At 69.8% G+C, this 16061-nt stretch carries 14 protein-coding genes; 7 read left to right on the forward strand and 7 right to left on the reverse strand.

What is annotated here, in order from left to right; genetic code table 11:
- Nucleotides 1-229: 229 nt before the first annotated feature.
- The gene (locus StrepF001_RS13810) at nucleotides 230-1093 is read right to left on the reverse strand and encodes an alpha/beta fold hydrolase (RefSeq protein WP_129798555.1); all 864 of its coding nucleotides are present in this window, start codon (nucleotides 1091-1093) and stop codon (nucleotides 230-232) included.
- Between the two features lie 165 nt (nucleotides 1094-1258).
- Between StrepF001_RS13810 and StrepF001_RS13815 the strand changes: the two genes are divergently transcribed.
- From StrepF001_RS13815 to StrepF001_RS13840, 6 genes are all read left to right on the forward strand, one after another.
- Nucleotides 1259-2038 carry a response regulator transcription factor gene (locus StrepF001_RS13815; RefSeq protein ID WP_129798556.1) on the forward strand — a complete coding sequence of 260 codons (780 nt, stop codon included), beginning with the start codon at nucleotides 1259-1261 and terminating at the stop codon, nucleotides 2036-2038.
- An 84-nt stretch (nucleotides 2039-2122) separates the two neighbouring features.
- Complete coding sequence (locus StrepF001_RS13820) at nucleotides 2123-3145, forward strand: LacI family DNA-binding transcriptional regulator (RefSeq protein WP_129798557.1); 1023 nt, start codon at nucleotides 2123-2125, stop codon at nucleotides 3143-3145.
- Nucleotides 3146-3287: 142 nt separating this feature from the next.
- On the forward strand, nucleotides 3288-4310 hold the full coding sequence (locus tag StrepF001_RS13825; protein WP_165396265.1) for a trypsin-like peptidase domain-containing protein: 1023 nt from the start codon (nucleotides 3288-3290) through the stop codon (nucleotides 4308-4310).
- A gap of 9 nt (nucleotides 4311-4319) precedes the next feature.
- The gene (locus tag StrepF001_RS13830) at nucleotides 4320-4529 is read left to right on the forward strand and encodes a hypothetical protein (protein ID WP_129798559.1); all 210 of its coding nucleotides are present in this window, start codon (nucleotides 4320-4322) and stop codon (nucleotides 4527-4529) included.
- Between the two features lie 102 nt (nucleotides 4530-4631).
- The gene (locus tag StrepF001_RS13835; RefSeq protein ID WP_129798560.1) at nucleotides 4632-5366 is read left to right on the forward strand and encodes a response regulator transcription factor; all 735 of its coding nucleotides are present in this window, start codon (nucleotides 4632-4634) and stop codon (nucleotides 5364-5366) included.
- Entirely contained in the window at nucleotides 5363-6787 is a 1425-nt protein-coding gene (locus StrepF001_RS13840) for a HAMP domain-containing sensor histidine kinase (RefSeq protein ID WP_129798561.1), read from the forward strand. The genes StrepF001_RS13835 and StrepF001_RS13840 overlap by 4 nt, the downstream gene beginning before the upstream one ends.
- Nucleotides 6788-6840: 53 nt before the next feature.
- On the opposite strand, the gene StrepF001_RS13845 is transcribed toward StrepF001_RS13840, so the two are convergent.
- From StrepF001_RS13845 to StrepF001_RS13860, 4 genes are all read right to left on the reverse strand, one after another.
- Nucleotides 6841-7821 (reverse strand): LLM class flavin-dependent oxidoreductase, encoded by a 981-nt coding sequence (locus StrepF001_RS13845; RefSeq protein ID WP_129798562.1) that lies wholly within the window; start codon nucleotides 7819-7821, stop codon nucleotides 6841-6843.
- Nucleotides 7822-7825: 4 nt separating this feature from the next.
- A complete protein-coding gene (locus tag StrepF001_RS13850) occupies nucleotides 7826-8500 on the reverse strand; it encodes a hypothetical protein (RefSeq protein WP_129798563.1) in 675 nt (224 codons plus the stop codon).
- A gap of 64 nt (nucleotides 8501-8564) precedes the next feature.
- Nucleotides 8565-9659, reverse strand: a complete 1095-nt coding sequence (locus StrepF001_RS13855) for an ABC transporter permease (protein ID WP_240797497.1) — start codon at nucleotides 9657-9659, stop codon at nucleotides 8565-8567.
- Nucleotides 9656-10384 carry an ABC transporter ATP-binding protein gene (locus StrepF001_RS13860; RefSeq protein ID WP_129798564.1) on the reverse strand — a complete coding sequence of 243 codons (729 nt, stop codon included), beginning with the start codon at nucleotides 10382-10384 and terminating at the stop codon, nucleotides 9656-9658. The genes StrepF001_RS13855 and StrepF001_RS13860 overlap by 4 nt, the downstream gene beginning before the upstream one ends.
- A gap of 342 nt (nucleotides 10385-10726) precedes the next feature.
- Here StrepF001_RS13860 and StrepF001_RS13865 point away from each other — a divergent pair, with 342 nt between their 5' ends.
- On the forward strand, nucleotides 10727-12787 hold the full coding sequence (locus tag StrepF001_RS13865; protein WP_129798565.1) for a pectinesterase family protein: 2061 nt from the start codon (nucleotides 10727-10729) through the stop codon (nucleotides 12785-12787).
- A gap of 92 nt (nucleotides 12788-12879) precedes the next feature.
- Here StrepF001_RS13865 and StrepF001_RS13870 read toward each other — a convergent pair whose 3' ends face one another.
- Complete coding sequence (locus StrepF001_RS13870) at nucleotides 12880-14091, reverse strand: DUF2993 domain-containing protein (protein ID WP_129798566.1); 1212 nt, start codon at nucleotides 14089-14091, stop codon at nucleotides 12880-12882.
- A 58-nt stretch (nucleotides 14092-14149) separates the two neighbouring features.
- Nucleotides 14150-15961: a bifunctional metallophosphatase/5'-nucleotidase gene (locus StrepF001_RS13875; RefSeq protein ID WP_129798567.1), complete on the reverse strand. Its 1812-nt coding sequence runs from the start codon at nucleotides 15959-15961 to the stop codon at nucleotides 14150-14152.
- Between the last annotated feature and the right edge of the window lie 100 nt (nucleotides 15962-16061).

Consider the following 16061-nt stretch of genomic DNA (forward strand, 5'->3'; position numbering starts at 1 on the left):
CTAGTCGGATTAGCTATCTGTAGCGGTCCTGTGGCAGACTGTCACGCGCACGCCCGGCGCCCAGGCGACGTCGGGCACCCTCCTCGGTCGGAGCATACGTCCTGGCCGACCAGCGTCCGGAGGGACGTGCCACGCGGGCTGACGGCTCCTGCCGTTCAGTACCAGGGCACGAAGGCGATTGGCTCACATCCCTGAGCAACACTGGGGATCACTAGGCCAGTCAGAGACGCTAGCCCGCCCTGCTGACAGCCCAGTCCCCGATACGGGCGAGGAGTTCGTCGGCGGCCGCGTGCTCGGCGTGGCCCATGCCGGGCTCCAGCCAGAGTTCGCCATGGTCGCCGGCGGCCGCGGCTAGCATGTGGGGGTGGTCGACGGGGAAGTAGCCGTCGCGGTCGCCGTGCACGATGAGCAGCGGGGTCGGTGCTATCCGGGGAACCGCCTCGACCGGGGACAGCGGGACCGGGTTCCAGTCCCGGTGGTGGATGCGCGTACGGAAGCCGTAGCGGCCGACCAGCCGGCCCGCGGGGCGGGTCACCAGCCAGTGCACGCGCCGCATGGGCGCCGTGCCCCGGTAGTACCAGCGGGCCGGCGCGCTCACCGACACCACCGCGTCCGTGCGCCCCTCGCGCTCCCCGCCGTGCAGCGCCGCGTGCCGCAGCACCACCGAGCCGCCCATGGAGAAGCCGACGGTCACCACGCGCGCGTGCCCGAGCCGGCGCGCCCAGGTCACCGCGGCCGCCAGGTCGAGCACCTCACGGTCGCCGACGGTCGACCGTCCGCCCGACGCCCCGTGCCCCCGGAAGGAGAAAGTGACGACGGCGCCGTACCGGGCGAGGGCCCGCGCCACCCGTCGGACGTGCGGCCGGTCCGCGTCCCCGGTGAAACCGTGCGCGACGACGAACACCGGATGGCCGAACGGGGCCGTAAAGGTTTCGTATACGACGTCACCCGGGTCGTATACGGCGTCGATCGTCACACCGTCGGCGGTGCGCAGAAACGTCCGCAATGGTGCGGGTCTGCTCACCCCCGGCGTCTCATACTTCGGACGAACGGTGCTGGATCGTGCCACATGACCTGCCGGACCGTTGCTCATGTGGGCTATTCTGCTGGGCAGAGGACTCGGGCAGCGTAGCCCCCGGGTCCTTTTGTGCTTTCGGAAGCGTTGTATACGAAGCGGAAAACCGCAGGTGTACGGGGCCCCGGGATCGCAGCGCAGTACCGCAAACGTCCTCGCAGGGACCGAGGAGGAACCAGACGTATGAGTTCTCTGCTGCTCCTGACCAACGCTCTCCAGCCGTCGACGGAGGTGCTGCCCGCGCTCGGCCTGTTGCTGCACAACGTGCGCGTGGCTCCGGCGGAAGGGCCCGCCCTCGTCGACACCCCGGGTGCCGACGTCATCCTGATCGACGGCCGCCGTGACCTGCCGCAGGTGCGCAGCCTCTGCCAGCTGCTCCGTTCCACGGGCCCCGGCTGTCCCCTCATCCTCGTCGTGACGGAGGGCGGGCTCGCCGCCGTCACCGCGGACTGGGGCATCGACGACGTGCTCCTCGACACCGCCGGCCCGGCCGAGGTCGAGGCACGGCTCCGGCTCGCCATGGGCAGGCAGCAGATCGTCAACGACGACTCTCCGATGGAGATCCGCAACGGTGACCTGTCGGTGGACGAGGCGACCTACTCGGCCAAGCTCAAGGGCCGCGTCCTCGACCTCACCTTCAAGGAGTTCGAGCTCCTGAAGTACCTCGCGCAGCACCCCGGCCGGGTCTTCACCCGCGCCCAGCTGCTGCAGGAGGTCTGGGGCTACGACTACTTCGGCGGTACGCGCACGGTCGACGTCCACGTACGACGGCTGCGCGCCAAGCTCGGACCCGAGCACGAGTCGCTGATCGGGACCGTCCGGAACGTCGGTTATCGATTCGTTACGCCGGAGAAGGTGGACCGCGCCGCGGAGGAGGCGAAGGCCAAGGCGGCCCGGCCAAAGCCGGAGGATGCGGACGAGACAGCCCCGTTGAGCGCCGCCGAGGTCCCGGCCGACCTCTAGCAGGCGCGCGAACGGCTCGGGCCGGGCGCGGGGACGCCCTTGTACGCCCTGCCCAGAGCCGGTCCATCCGCGTAGACTCCGCGCGTGGCCAAGGTGACTCGGGACGACGTAGCACGACTGGCGGGAACGTCCACCGCCGTAGTCAGCTATGTCATCAACAACGGACCCCGGCCGGTCGCCCCGGCCACGCGCGAGCGCGTCCTCGCCGCCATCAAGGAGCTGGGGTACCGGCCCGACCGGGTCGCCCAGGCGATGGCCTCCCGGCGCACGGACCTCATAGGCCTGATCATCCCGGACGCCCGCCAGCCCTTCTTCGGGGAGATGGCGCACGCGGTCGAGCAGGCCGCGTCCGAGCGCGGGAAGATGGTGCTCGTCGGCAACACCGACTACGTCGGCGAACGCGAGGTCCACTACCTGCGCGCCTTCCTCGGCATGCGGGTGTCGGGGCTGATCCTCGTCAGCCACGCCCTCAACGACCTGGCGGCTGCCGAGATCGACGCCTGGGACGCCCGGGTCGTCCTGCTGCACGAGCGGCCCGAGGCCATCGACGACGTCGCCGTCGTCACGGACGACCTGGGCGGCGCCCAGCTTGCCGTACGCCACCTCCTGGAGCACGGCTACGAGTACGTCGCCTGTATGGGCGGCACCGCCGAGACCCCCGCGGTCGGCGACCCCGTCTCCGACCACGTCGAGGGCTGGCGGCGCGCGATGGACGAGGCCGGGATCTCCACCGAGGGACGGCTCTTCGAAGCGCCGTACAACCGCTACGACGCGTACCACATCGCCCTGGACATCCTCTCCGGGCCGAACCGTCCGCCCGCGATCTTCTGCTCCACCGACGACCAGGCGATCGGCCTGCTGCGCGCCGCCCGCGAGCTGCGCATCGACGTGCCGGGCGAGCTGGGCGTCATCGGCTTCGACGACATCAAGGAGGCGGCCCTCGCCGACCCGCCCATGACCACGATCGCCTCGGACCGCTCGGCCATGGCGCGGGCGGCGGTGGACCTGGTCCTGGACGACGGCCTACGGGTGGCGGGTTCGCGGCGCGAGCGGCTGAAGGTGTTCCCGTCGCGGCTGGTGGTGCGCCGGTCGTGCGGGTGTGAATGAGCTTCCGGAGGTCTCTCTGAGAGATCTCTGAGAGACCTCGCTGAGCTGCGAGAGCCCTCTTTATATCGGGCATACGCGGTTCTGTCGGGCTTCTCAGGGAGCACTCAGGGAGCTCTCATCGTCACGCGGCAGGCTCATGGACATGACCGAGAGCCTTCGCCCCAGCGGCGAGTACGAGAACCCGTACCAGGGCAACCAGCAGTACGCCTCCGCTCCCGTGGACCCCGAGTGGCCTCCGCCGCCCGCGTACGAGCCGACGGCGCTCCTGAGCGAGCCCGTCGCCGCCCCGCCGAAGCAGGTCAGGCGCACCCGCGGCCCCGTCGCGCTGCTCGCCGCCGTGGCGATCGTCGCCGCGGCCATCGGCGGCGGCACGGCGTACGGCATCCAGGAGCTGACCGGCGGTTCCGACACCGTGGCCGCCAGCAGCACCAGCACCAATGTCGTGCCGGCCGGCCAGAAGGGCACGGTCGCCGGGGTCGCCAAGGCGGTCAGCCCGAGCATCGTCGAGATCAACGCCACCTCGAACGCCGGATCCTCCACCGGCTCCGGCGTGATCATCACCGGCGACGGCGAGATCATCACCAACAACCACGTCGTCTCCGGCGCCTCCCAGGTCGAGGTGACCACCAGCGACGGCAAGGAGTACACCGCCCAGGTCGTCGGCACCGACAGCAGCAAGGACCTCGCCCTGATCAAGCTGGAGGACGCCTCCGGCCTGACCGCGGCGACCCTCGGCAACTCCGACGGTGTGCAGGTCGGCGACGAGGTCGTGGCGATCGGCTCGCCCGAGGGCCTGACCGGCACGGTGACCAGCGGCATCGTCTCGGCGCTTGACCGGGATGTGACCGTCTCGACGGACGAGGGTCAGCAGCAACAGCAGGGTGGCGGGGGCTGGCCGTTCGAGTTCGGCGGCCAGGAGTTCAACGGCGACACCGGCTCGTCGACCACGACGTACAAGGCGATCCAGACCGACGCCTCGCTGAACCCCGGCAACTCCGGCGGCGCGCTGATCGACATGAACGGCAACATCATCGGCATCAACTCCGCCATGTACTCGGCGGCGGGCTCCTCCTCCGACGCGGGCAGCGTCGGCCTCGGCTTCGCCATCCCGATCAACACCGTCAAGTCCGACCTGGCCACGCTGCGGGCGGGCTCCACCGACTAGGAGTACGACATGATCAAGCAGGTTTCGCACAACGTGACCGGTGTCGGCGCGGCCGACCTCGCCCTGGCCTTCGGCGTGGCGTACGAACTGCACGCGCCGACGGCACCGACCCGGGCGCCGGAGGTGGCGGCCCCGCAGATGATGGGCCTGCGTGGCACGACCGCCCGCCCGCACCGCCGCAAGGTGCCGCTGAACCGGCTCACGGCGATACGCGGCTGATCTCACCCGACCCTGTTCTTTACGCGGCGGCCGGGAAGCATGCGAGGCTGAATGCGTCGAGCATCCCCAGTCGTCCCACCGCACCCGAGGAATCCAACGCCCATGAGCCCCGCCGACGGCGACCGTGACCCCCAGCGCATCCTCATCGTCGACGACGAGCCGGCGGTGCGCGAAGCACTCCAGCGCAGCCTCGCCTTCGAGGGCTACGACACTCAGGTCGCGGTCGACGGCGCCGATGCCCTGGAGAAGGCCACCGCCTACCGGCCCGACCTGGTGGTCCTCGACATCCAGATGCCCCGCATGGACGGCCTGACCGCCGCCCGCCGCATCCGCGGGGCCGGTGACACGACGCCCATCCTGATGCTGACGGCTCGCGACACGGTCGGCGACCGGGTCACGGGGCTGGATGCCGGGGCGGACGACTACCTGGTCAAGCCCTTCGAACTGGACGAACTCTTCGCCCGTATCCGCGCGCTGCTGCGGCGCAGCTCGTACGCGGCGGCGGTGGGGGCCGGGACGCCCGAGGACGAGGCGTTGACCTTCGCCGACCTGCGCATGGACCTCGCGACGCGGGAGGTGACGCGGGGCGGGCGGCCGGTGGAGCTGACCCGCACCGAGTTCACGCTCCTGGAGATGTTCATGGCCCACCCCCGCCAGGTCCTCACGCGTGAGCAGATCCTCAAGGCGGTGTGGGGCTTCGACTTCGAACCGTCGTCGAACTCGCTGGACGTGTACGTGATGTACCTGCGCCGCAAGACGGAGGCGGGAGGCGAGCCGCGGCTCGTGCACACGGTGCGTGGGGTGGGCTATGTGCTGCGGCAGGGCGGCGCGGAGTGAGGAAGGCGGTACGGCGGCTGCGGTCACTGCCGATTCGCTCGCGGCTGGCTCTGCTGGTGGCGACCGCAGTGGCGGTGGCGGTGGCGGCGGCGTCCGCCGCGTGCTGGTTCATCACGCGGGCGCAGCTGAACTCGCAGTTCGACACGACGTTGCGGCATACGCAGGTCGACGGCCGCTATCTGCGCAGCATGCTCGACGCCTGCACCTCCGACGGCACCGCGACCGTCGGGTCGCTGCCCGGCTACAGCGTGCAGATCGTGACGGCCGACGGCTCCACCTGCCGGCCGTCCTCGGACGCCGAACTGCCCGTCATCGCCGAGGACGTGGCGGTCGCGGCGGGCGAGCAGCGTGCCGCCCTGCACACCGTCACCGACAGCAAGGGCGTGGAGCGGCGCGTCTACACCTACGTCCCCGGTCCTGGCCCGGCCACCATCGGCCTGGAACGCTATGCGGTCTCGCTGGCCCAGCCCACGAGCACGGTCGACAAGCCGCTGACGACGCTGGCGTGGGTGCTGCTCATCGTGTCCGGCATCGGCGTCGTCGGCGCCGGAGCCGCGGGCCTGTGGATCGCCCGGACGGGCCTGCGCCCCGTCGACAAGCTCACCGAGGCCGTCGAGCACGTCGCCCGCACCGAGGACCTGACCATCCGTATCCCGGTGGAGGACGACAGCGAGGACGAGGTCGCCCGCCTCTCCCGCTCCTTCAACTCGATGACATCGGCCCTGGCCAGCTCCCGCGACCTCCAGCAGCAGCTGATCGCGGACGCCGGCCACGAACTCCGCACGCCCCTCACTTCACTCCGTACGAACATCGAACTCCTCACCCGCAGCGAGGAGACCGGCCGCCCGATCCCGGAGGCGGACCGCAAGGCGCTGCTCGCCTCGGTGAAGGCGCAGATGACGGAACTGGCCGCGCTGATCGGCGACTTGCAGGAACTGTCCCGTTCGGAGGGCCAGCGGGGCGAGCGCGTTCAGGTGCTGTCGCTGGAGGAGACGGTGGAGTCGGCCCTGCGCAGGGCCCGTCTTCGCGGCCCGGAACTGACGATCACGGCGGACCTGGAGCCCTGGTACGTACGGGCGGAACCGGCGGCTCTGGAGCGTGCGGTGGTCAACATCCTGGACAACGCGGTGAAGTTCAGCCCGGAGGGCGGAACGATCGAGGTGCAGCTGGTGAACGGCGTCCTCACGGTCCGCGACCACGGCCCCGGTATCGCCGAGGATGAACTCCCCCACGTCTTCGACCGCTTCTGGCGCTCGCCGAGCGCGCGCGCCCTGCCGGGTTCGGGCCTCGGCCTGTCGATCGTCGCCCGCACCGTGCAACAGGCCGGCGGCGAGGTCACCCTGGCTCGCGCGGAGGGCAGCGGCACGGTGGCGACGGTGCGGCTGCCGGGGGCGGCCACTCCTCCGCCGGAGGTGCCGTGACCGCCTGCTCCGGCAAGGCCGACCACCCGTACTCAAGGGGTGGAACTCGTGGGTCAGTCGGTGTTCGTGCCGGCGACCAGTTCAAGGGACCGCAGACGGTCTTTCAGAGCGTAGACGGGCGTGACGAGCATCAGTTCCTGCGCACCCGTGGTGTCGACGAGTTCCGTGAGGCGCCGCACGACCGTCTCGGGGGTGCCGTACGCCTGGTGGGCTCGGAAGCCGGACAGGCTGCGCAGTTCCTCGTCCGTGAAGGGGTGTTCAGCCGCCTGCGCGGGCGGAGGGAACGGGATGTCGCCTCTCCCTTTGAGGAGCCCGGCTTTGACGACGTTCATCGGGCCGGCGAGCCACGTCGCCTCTTGCTCGGTCGGGGCGCACACGGTCTCCACGCAGAGCAGGATGCGCGGGCTCGGGCACCAGCGCGACGGCGCGAAGTGGGCGCGGTAGTGGTCGATCGCGGCAGCGGTGTTGTCGGGGCGGATGTGGTGGGCGATGGCAACCGGCAGGCCGATCCGCGCGGCGAGGGCGGCGCCGGACGTGCTGGAGGCCAGTAGCCACGGTTCGGGCAGCTCGCCCAGTGCTGCTACGTCGTCGTCGAGAAGGAATCGGAGGGTGGCCGCCACGTCGTCCTGGTACTCGTCGTCAGTGGTCGGCCCCGCACCACGCCGCAGTGCACGAGCCGTCGGCTCGTCCAGCGTGCCGGGGCCGCGGCCGATCCCGAGGTCGATGCGGTCGGGATGCAGCGCCGCGAGCGTACCGAACTGCTCGGCCAGGATGATCGGCGCGTGGTTGGGGGCGAGGACACCGCCGGAACCCAGCCGGATGGACGAGGTCGACGCGGCGGCGTGGGCGATCAGCACGACGGGAGGGAACGCGCCGATAGCGGGCGAGTGATGATGCTCGGCGTACCAGAGCCTGCGGTAACCCAGTTCCTCGACCCGCCGGGCGAACTCGGTCGTGTCGCGCAGGGTGTCAGCGGCGCGTGTACCGCTCTGAACCATCGCGACTTCCAGTACGGAAAGCGGCACAGACATCATGTGATCAGTATGGCGGCCGGGGAAACTCGCCCTCGGCATAGTAGGCCCGGATCAGCGATATCTCGGCGACACGTCGACCGTCGGCCAGGGCTTGCTCCGCCGCTTTCCGTGAGCCGAACTCCTGGTGTTCCCGGCGGTGTTTCTCGAACTGCTCCATCGTCAGCTCGTTGTCGAGGAACGGAAGGGAGCCGCTGTCGCGGACCATCGTGATGACGAGGTAGTCCTGGGTGGCGGCGTCGATGTATGCGTAACGCTCGGCGGTGTATCCGGAGTCGGGCGGCACCGGTGCGGGGGAACCGGACCATTGCCGGGCTTCCAGCGCGGAGCGCCAGCTGTGGGCCACGTCCTCAAGACTTCCGCCGAACGAGACGTACCGGGCCTTTTGCCACTGGCAGTGCATCGGTCCGGGGTCGGCGCCTTCGAATTCCCCGATGCGGAAGCAGCGGTCCAGGGCCGCGTCACCGAGCAGCTGCGGACGGCCGGGCAGGGCACGGAGCACATCGTCCAGACGGCGGTCGACCTCCGCCTTCGCAGTGATGCTCGCGGCGGACACCTCGTCCGAGTTCGCCTGGGCAGGCCACGTCGATGAGTGGTAGTACCAGCCCCCGGCCGCGACGGCCAGGGTGACTCCCGCGACCACGAGTAGCCGTTGCCACCTTGATGATCCCGCCTCTGCCATGCGGAGATGCTGTCAACCGTAGGTCACAACGCCGTCACGGCGCTGTCCTTCGGGCGAAGCACCGTTACGCCTCGTCCCAGCGGAACAGGCGGCCGGCGATCAGGGTCAGGACCGCGGCGAAGGCGAGCAGGCCCGCCATGACGGGGAGGGCCGTGGACCAGCCTTCGCCCCGGGACAGTACGCCCTGCATCGCCTCGGCGAGATGCTTGAGCGGCAGGAACTCCGACACCGTACGAACCCACTGCGGTGCGGAGTCGAGCGGGAAGAAGGCGCCGGAGAGGAAGGCCATCGGGAGGATGACGATCTGGGCCATCCCGTTGGCGGCCTCCTCGGACTTGGCCCAGGCGCCGACGACCAGCCCGATGGACATGAAGGCCAGCGTGCCGCTCAGGATCAGCGGGAAGGACAGCCACCAGTAGCCGGTCAGTCGCAGCCCGAAGTAGGGCAGGGTGGCCACTCCGAGGAAGATCGCGGTCTGTGCCAGAGCCAGCGCCAGATTCACGCCGACACGGGCGCCGATCACCGAGCCGGCGTTGACGGGCGCCAGCCACAGTCGGCGCAGGATGCGTTTCTTGCGCCAGTTGACCAGGTTGAGCGCGGTGCCGAACACCGCACCCATCGCCACCGCCCAGCCGAGCAGGCCGGGGGTGAGGAACTGGATCGGCTTGGTCGACTCGTCCTCGACCTGCCCGGACGACAGCGTGAAGGCGGGCGGCCGGCCGGTCGCGGCCTGGTTGGCCTGCTGGACGATCGACTCCAGGATGCCTTGCACGTTCCCCGCCCGTACGAGGTCGGCCGCCGAGAAGCGCAGTTCGACTTCTCCCCCGGTCTGGGTGACCGCCGCGTCGGCGTCGCCCTTGCGAACCTTCTCCAGGGCGTCGGCGCGGGCCGCCGCGGAGCCGTCCGTCTTCTCGATCCGCAGCACGTCACGGAGCTGTTCGCGTTCCTTGTCGGGCATCTCGTCCAGGACGGCGACATCGCCGACCTGGATCACCTTCGACTCGGAGACGCCGGCGTCCTTGAGGAGGGTGCCGAGCAACAGCAGGAACATCAGGGGGAAGATCAGCATGAAGAAGACCGCTGTCCGGTCGCGCAGCAGGCCCAGCGTCATCGCCTTGGTGAGGCTGCGGAAGGACTGAATCCCCGTACCCGTCCTCACTCGCGGTACTCCCGTCCGGTCAGCTGGAGAAAGACGTCCTCCAGAGAGTCCGCCCCCAGCTCGCTTATCAAGTCGCTGGGCGGCCCGACCCGCAGGACTCTGCCGTGGTCCATCACCGCGACCCGGTCGCACAGCGTCTCGGCCTCGTCCATGTAGTGGGTGGTCAGGACGACGGTGCGGCCGTCGGCGTTGATGTCACGCAGGAGATCCCACAGATTCCGGCGAGCCTGCGGGTCGAGACCGGTGGTCGGCTCGTCGAGGAAGACCAGCTCCGGGTCGTGGACGAGCGCGCAGGCGATGGAGAGCCGTTGCGCCTGGCCGCCGGAGAGCTTGTCCTCGCGCACGCCGGCCTTCTCGGTCAGGCCGAACTTCTCCAGCATCGCGTCGGCGCGTTCCCCCGGGACGCCGTAGAGCGAGGCGAAGGTGTGGATCTGTTCACGGGCGGTGAGCTTCTCGAAGAAGGCGGAGGACTGGAGTTGGACGCCGATCCGGGGCAACAGGGCCTTGTTGCGCGGCCAGGACATCTCACCGAGCAGGGTGACGGTGCCCTCGTCGGGCTCGCGCAGTCCCTCGATGATCTCCAAGGTGGTGGTCTTGCCCGCGCCGTTCGGCCCGAGAATGCCGTAGAACTCGCCGCTCTTGACCTCGAACGAAACCCCGTCGACAGCCTGTACATCCCCGTACCGCTTGCGCAGTCCTTCGACTGTGATCGCAGCAGTTGCCATAACGATCGACGTTATCCCGGAACAATCGGCTCCGGCGACGCCGTGACCGATCTCGCCCCGAGCCCGGCAACGGTGCTCGCGCCGTCCGGCAGTCCGGCGGCCAGGTCACCCCGGCCCGGGCGGAGAGCGGCGGCACGAGCGCGACGATCCGGTTGCCGCGCGCGCTCGCTCCCCCGCCGGAACCGCCCTGACAGGACGACCCCGGGTCCGGGCAGGGCGGTCGCTTTCGTGGACCCCAGTACCTGCGCGAAGTAGGCGGGTAGCGCTCTCGGGGCGGCAACCTTTCCGTGCGGGGCGGCGACTGATCGTCGGACCATTCACCCGCACGGAACGGATCGCCGTATGAGTGAGCAGCACAGCAAGGCCCGTCACCGCAGAAGCCGGAAGGCCCTGGCGATCGGTGTCCCTCTCGCCCTGACCGCAGCCGGCACCCTCGCCTACGGCACGGACCTCGGCCTCTTCGGCGAGGACGCCCAGCGAACGGCGTCCGCCGCCACCCCCGCCTGGGCCACCGCCACCGCCGACGGCTTCGCGTCCGTCAACGCGCTCGGGCAGAACGGCACTTACGGCGGCCGGGACGGTCAGATCGTGACCGTGAAGACGCAGGCCGACCTGGAGAAGTACGCGACGGCTGCCGAGCCGTACGTCATCGTCGTCGCCGGCACCATCACCATGAATCCCGTCGGGAAGGAGATCAAGGTCGCCTCCGACAAGACCATCGTCGGCTCCGGCACCTCCGGGCAGATCGTCGGCGGCGGGTTCTTCCTCGGCACCGGCGTTCACAACGTGATCATCCGGAACCTGACGATCCGGGACTCGTACCAGGGCGTCTGGAACGACAAGGACCATGACTTCGACGCCGTCCAGATGGACGGCGCGCATCACGTCTGGATCGATCACAACGATCTGCGGCACATGGCCGACGGTCTCATCGACGTCCGCAAGGACAGCACCGATGTCACCGTCTCCTGGAACAGGCTGAGCGACAACAACAAGACCTTCGGCATCGGCTGGACCGAGAACGTCAAGACCGACATCACGATCCACCACAACTGGATCCGCGAGACCGAGCAGCGCAACCCGTCCACCGACAACGCCGCCCATGCCCACCTCTACAACAACTTCCTCGAGGACGTCCCGAACACGGACATCAACTCCTCGTACGGCAACTACTCGCGCGGCGGCACGAAGATGGTCCTGGAGAACAGCTACTTCCAGGGCATGAAGAACCCGGTCATCAAGGACAGCACCGCGGCCCTGGTGCAGCGCGGCAACGTCTTCTCCGGCACCTCGGGCCGTAACGAGAGCGGTGGCACGGCCTTCGACCCGAAGACGTACTACCCCTACACGCCGGACAAGGCGGCGGACGTGCCGTCGCTGCTCAGGTCCGGGGCCGGGCCCAGCGGTTCGATCGGTACGACGAGCACCGCCAAGGCGGCTGCCGCCACAACCCTCACCGTCGCCAAGGGCGGCTCCGGACAGTACCGGACCGTCCAGGCCGCCGTGAACGCCGTGCCCGCGAACAACGCCTCCCGCGTCGTCATCGCCGTCCAGCCGGGCACGTACCGCGAGACGGTCAAGGTGCCGTCGAACAAGCCGCACGTCACCATCCAGGGAACCGGCGGCAGCCGTAAGGACACGGTGATCGTCCACAACAACGCGGCGGGCACCCCCAAGCCGGACGGCTCGGGCAACTACGGCACGTCCGGCAGCGCCACCGTCGCCGTCGAGGCCGACGACTTCCAGGCCCGCAACCTCACCGTCTCCAACGACTTCGACGAGGCCGCCAACCAGTCGCTCTCCGGTCACCAGGCCGTCGCCCTGCGCACCGCCGCCGACAAAGTTCTGCTGGACGGCGTCATCGTCACGGGCGACCAGGACACCCTGCTCCTGGACACGCCGGCCAAGGACAGGCTCGGCCGCGTCTACATGACCAACTCCTACGTCACCGGCAACGTCGACTTCATCTTCGGCCGCGCCACCGCCGTGATCAACAAGTCCGTCATCACGCTCAAGAAGCGCTGGGACGACACCTCGCTCGGCTACGTCACCGCTCCCAGCACGCCCGCGAACCGCAAGGGCATCCTGATCGCCAACTCCACTGTGAACGGCGACGTGTCGGCCGGCAGCTTCTACCTCGGCCGCCCCTGGCACGCCGGCGGGGACGCCTCCCTCGACCCGCAGACCACGGTCCGCAACACCAGCCTCAGCGCCGCGGTCAAGTCCACTCCCTGGACCGACATGAGCGGCTTCTCCTGGAAGGACGACCGCTTCGCCGAGTACAGGAACACGGGACCGGGCGCGGGCTCGGCAAGCAGCAACCGGCCTCAGCTGACCGACGCCCAGGCTTCCGGCCAGGAGATCGGTGACTGGCTGGGCGACTGGACGCCGACTGCTTCCTGACCCCTCCGGCTCCCTTCCCTACCGGCCGGCCCCGGCCCCGATCGCAGAGGCAGTCGATCCTGGCCGGGGCTGCGCTCACACACCAGCCGCCATTACGGGCCGAACGCCAGCCCCTCCCCCGCGAGCCGCACCCTGATCCCGTCCTCCTCCACCCGTACGTCCCGCAGGCGCAGCTCGCCCTGCGGCAGCTCCGGCAGCCGGAAGCCGAGGGAGAGCCGGTCGGCGAGGACCGGGCGGGTCAGCCGGGAAAGGGCGTCGAGGAGGGCCGTGTCGAAGCCGAGGCGGTCCAGTACCTCGGGGTGGGCCAGGGCCAGGTCGAGGAGGTTGATCCGCATGGCCTGGTGGACGAAGCGCTCGGAACCGGTCAGCTCGGCGAGCCGGTCGGCGTTGCTCAGGGCCTCGCGGACCGTCGCCTCGGGCACCCCCATGCGCTGTACGACGGACGGCACCGTCAGCAGCGCCCGTACCTTGCGGGTCTCGCGGGCGAGGTCGGCGGCCGACTTGGGCGTCAGGTGCAGGCCCTCGGAGGCGCGGGCACCGGGCCGGTACGTCGCCAGGTCCCCGATGTCCAGGCGTATTCCGCCGATCTGCGTGTCGATGCCCTGGTCGCCGTCGCGCCCGATGCGGACGTCGGCCCGCAGCCGCAGATCGTGCCCGGCGACCGGCAGCGTGCCGCGCGCCGAGACACGGTCGCGGCCGGCACCCGTGAACATCACCTGGGACGCGCCGAGTTCACGGTTCAGGTCGGCGAAGGAGAGCAGGACGTCGCCGTTCAGCTCGGGAACCCGGGCCCCGCGTACGGAGGTCGGCCCGTCGCCGTCGAGCCGTATGTCGTGTGCCGTGGCCGACACCGCGGCCAGCGTGACCCGGTCGGCCGCCACGTCCGGGACGGTCACCTTCACCGAGTCCAGGCGGCCGTCGACGAGCTGGGGCAGGAAGGGGAAGCCGCCGATCTCCACCTCGGGTGCCGCGGTGAGGCCCATGCGGTCCTTGAGGGCGTCCGCAGCGCGGCGCTCGGCGTAGAGCAGGGCCCAGCGGTCGGCGAGGGTGAGGAAGACGGCGAGGACCGCCAGCCCGACCACCGCCTTCAGCGCGAACGGCAGACCCGCGAGGCGGCCCCGCCGGCGTCGCCGGCCGTTACGGCGGTGGTTGGGCGGGGCCCACTCCTCGTCCTCCTTATGGGAGGGGTCATCCCCGGAGGGGTCTTCTTCGAGGAACTCCTCGAGAGGGCCGTCATCCAGAGCACCGAGCTCTTCGTACGGGTTGAAGCGGGAATGCGTCGCTATGTGGTGGGGGGTACGCATCGATCCATCCGAACATGCGTACCGACCCCACCCGCAACCTCTTCCGGCGGTGTGCGACCTAGCTCACGATCGTGATCCGGTTCGCCGCCGGGGGCGAAATCGGGTCCGTGGCCGAGGAGTTGGCCGTCAGATACTGCTCGAGCACCGCCAGGTCGTCCGCGCCGACCAGGTCGTTCGTGCCCTGGCCCAGCGTGGGGATGCCGTCGCCACCGCCCGCGAGGAAGCTGTTCGTCGCGACGCGGTAGGTGGCCGCCGGGTCGATCGCGGCGCCGTTCAGCCTGATCGAGTCCGTGACCACACGGTCCGCGCCCGACTTCGTCAGGTCCAGCGTGTACGTCAGACCGGCCGACGGCTGCAGGATCTTCGGAGCCGCCTCGTTCGAGCCGCTGACCTGCTCCTTGAGGATCTGGATCAGCTGGGCGCCGGTGAAGTCCTGAAGGTTCACCGTGTTGGAGAACGGCTGCACCGTGAAGCCCTCGGCGTACGTCACCACGCCGTCGCCCTCACTGCCCTTCGCCGCGTAGGTCAGCCCCGCTCGCACGCCGCCCGGGTTCATCAGCGCCAGGTCGGTCTCCGGGTCGAGCTCCTTGGCGTACGCCAGCTGCGCGTCCGCGATGAGGTCACCCATGGGGGACTCGGTGCCGGTGCTGGGGATGTCGGCGGAGATGTGGCCGATCGCGCGGTTGCCGATGGGCGCCGCGAGGGTGTTCCACTTGGTGATCAGCTCGGTCATGTCGGGCGCCTTGGGGACGTCCCGGGTGACCACGTGGTTCGCGGACTTCACGGCCGTACGGGCGATGTCACCCGTGAAGCGGTCGTACGTCAGCGTCGTGTCCGTGTAGAGGCGGCCGAAGGACGCGGCCGAGGTGACCATGCGCGGCTTGCCCGCCGGGTCGTTGATCGTGCAGACGTACGCGGAGTGGGTGTGGCCGGTGACCAGCGCGTCCACCTGCGGCGTGATGTTCTTGGCGATGTCGACGATCGGGCCGGAGATGCCGTCGCCCGCGCCGGGCGCGTCGCAGTCGTAGTTGTACGCCGACGAGGCCGGGACCCCGCCCTCGTGGATCAGCGCGACGATCGACTTCACGCCCTGGCGCTGGAGCACCTTGGCGTACTTGTTGATCGTCTCGACCTCGTCCTTGAACTCGAGGCCCTTGACGCCCTCGGCGGAGACGACGCCCGGGGTGTCCTCCAGGGTGACGCCGATGAAGCCGACCTTGACGTCCTTCTTCTTCCACACCCAGTAGGGCTTGAGGATCGGCCTGCCGGTCTTCTCGTCGAGGACGTTCGCGGCGAGGTACGGGAAGTCGGCGCCCTCGAACTCCTCGCCCTCGACATAGCAGCCGTCCGTCGGGTGGCAGCCGCCCTTCTGCAGACGGGCCAGTTCCCTGGCGCCCTCGTCGAACTCGTGGTTGCCGACCGAGGTGACGTCCAGTTCGAGCTTGTTCAGCGCCTCGATGGTGGGCTCGTCGTGGAAGAGGCCCGAGATCAGCGGGGAGGCGCCGACCATGTCGCCGCCGGCCGCGGTGATCGAGTACTTGTTGCCCTCGCGCGCCTGGCGCAGATGCGTGGCGAGGTACTCCACGCCGCCCGCGTTGATGGTCTCGGTCGTACCGTCCTCGTGCACCTCGGTGACCCGGCCGGAGGAGCCGGAGGGCGGCTCGAGGTTGCCGTGCAGGTCGTTGAAGGACAGCAGCTGCACGTCCTGGTAGCGGCCGGGGCGGTCACCGCCCTTGCGGCTGTCGTCGGCGCTCGCCGTCGACGGCAGTGCGGCCGCCAGCGCGCCGACCGTGGCGAGTCCGGCGGCGGCCGCGAGCAGCCGGGTCGTACGGCGTCTGCGGCGGTGGTGCGGCTGAGGTGTTGCCGGCATGCGTCCCCCCTGTGGGTCGTCCGAGGCCATGGCGTGATCGCCCGCAGCCTAGAGTCAACGCGCGTAGCGCGACAGGGGGTTAACGGTTACATCCTGGTTT

Origin of the sequence: Streptomyces sp. F001 (assembly GCF_004187715.1) — a bacterium.
Lineage (GTDB): Bacteria > Actinomycetota > Actinomycetes > Streptomycetales > Streptomycetaceae > Streptomyces > Streptomyces flavusporus.

Bases quoted from the DNA above. Each gene is read 5' to 3' on its own strand.
- StrepF001_RS13810 (WP_129798555.1), bottom strand. From the start codon at position 1,093: ATGAGCAACGGTCCGGCAGGTCATGTGGCACGATCCAGCACCGTTCGT.
- StrepF001_RS13815 (WP_129798556.1), top strand. From the start codon at position 1,259: ATGAGTTCTCTGCTGCTCCTGACCAACGCTCTCCAGCCGTCGACGGAG.
- StrepF001_RS13825 (WP_165396265.1), top strand. From the start codon at position 3,288: ATGACCGAGAGCCTTCGCCCCAGCGGCGAGTACGAGAACCCGTACCAG.
- StrepF001_RS13830 (WP_129798559.1), top strand. From the start codon at position 4,320: ATGATCAAGCAGGTTTCGCACAACGTGACCGGTGTCGGCGCGGCCGAC.
- StrepF001_RS13835 (WP_129798560.1), top strand. From the start codon at position 4,632: ATGAGCCCCGCCGACGGCGACCGTGACCCCCAGCGCATCCTCATCGTC.
- StrepF001_RS13845 (WP_129798562.1), bottom strand. From the start codon at position 7,821: ATGATGTCTGTGCCGCTTTCCGTACTGGAAGTCGCGATGGTTCAGAGC.
- StrepF001_RS13850 (WP_129798563.1), bottom strand. From the start codon at position 8,500: ATGGCAGAGGCGGGATCATCAAGGTGGCAACGGCTACTCGTGGTCGCG.
- StrepF001_RS13860 (WP_129798564.1), bottom strand. From the start codon at position 10,384: ATGGCAACTGCTGCGATCACAGTCGAAGGACTGCGCAAGCGGTACGGG.
- StrepF001_RS13865 (WP_129798565.1), top strand. From the start codon at position 10,727: ATGAGTGAGCAGCACAGCAAGGCCCGTCACCGCAGAAGCCGGAAGGCC.
- StrepF001_RS13870 (WP_129798566.1), bottom strand. From the start codon at position 14,091: ATGCGTACCCCCCACCACATAGCGACGCATTCCCGCTTCAACCCGTAC.
- StrepF001_RS13875 (WP_129798567.1), bottom strand. From the start codon at position 15,961: ATGCCGGCAACACCTCAGCCGCACCACCGCCGCAGACGCCGTACGACC.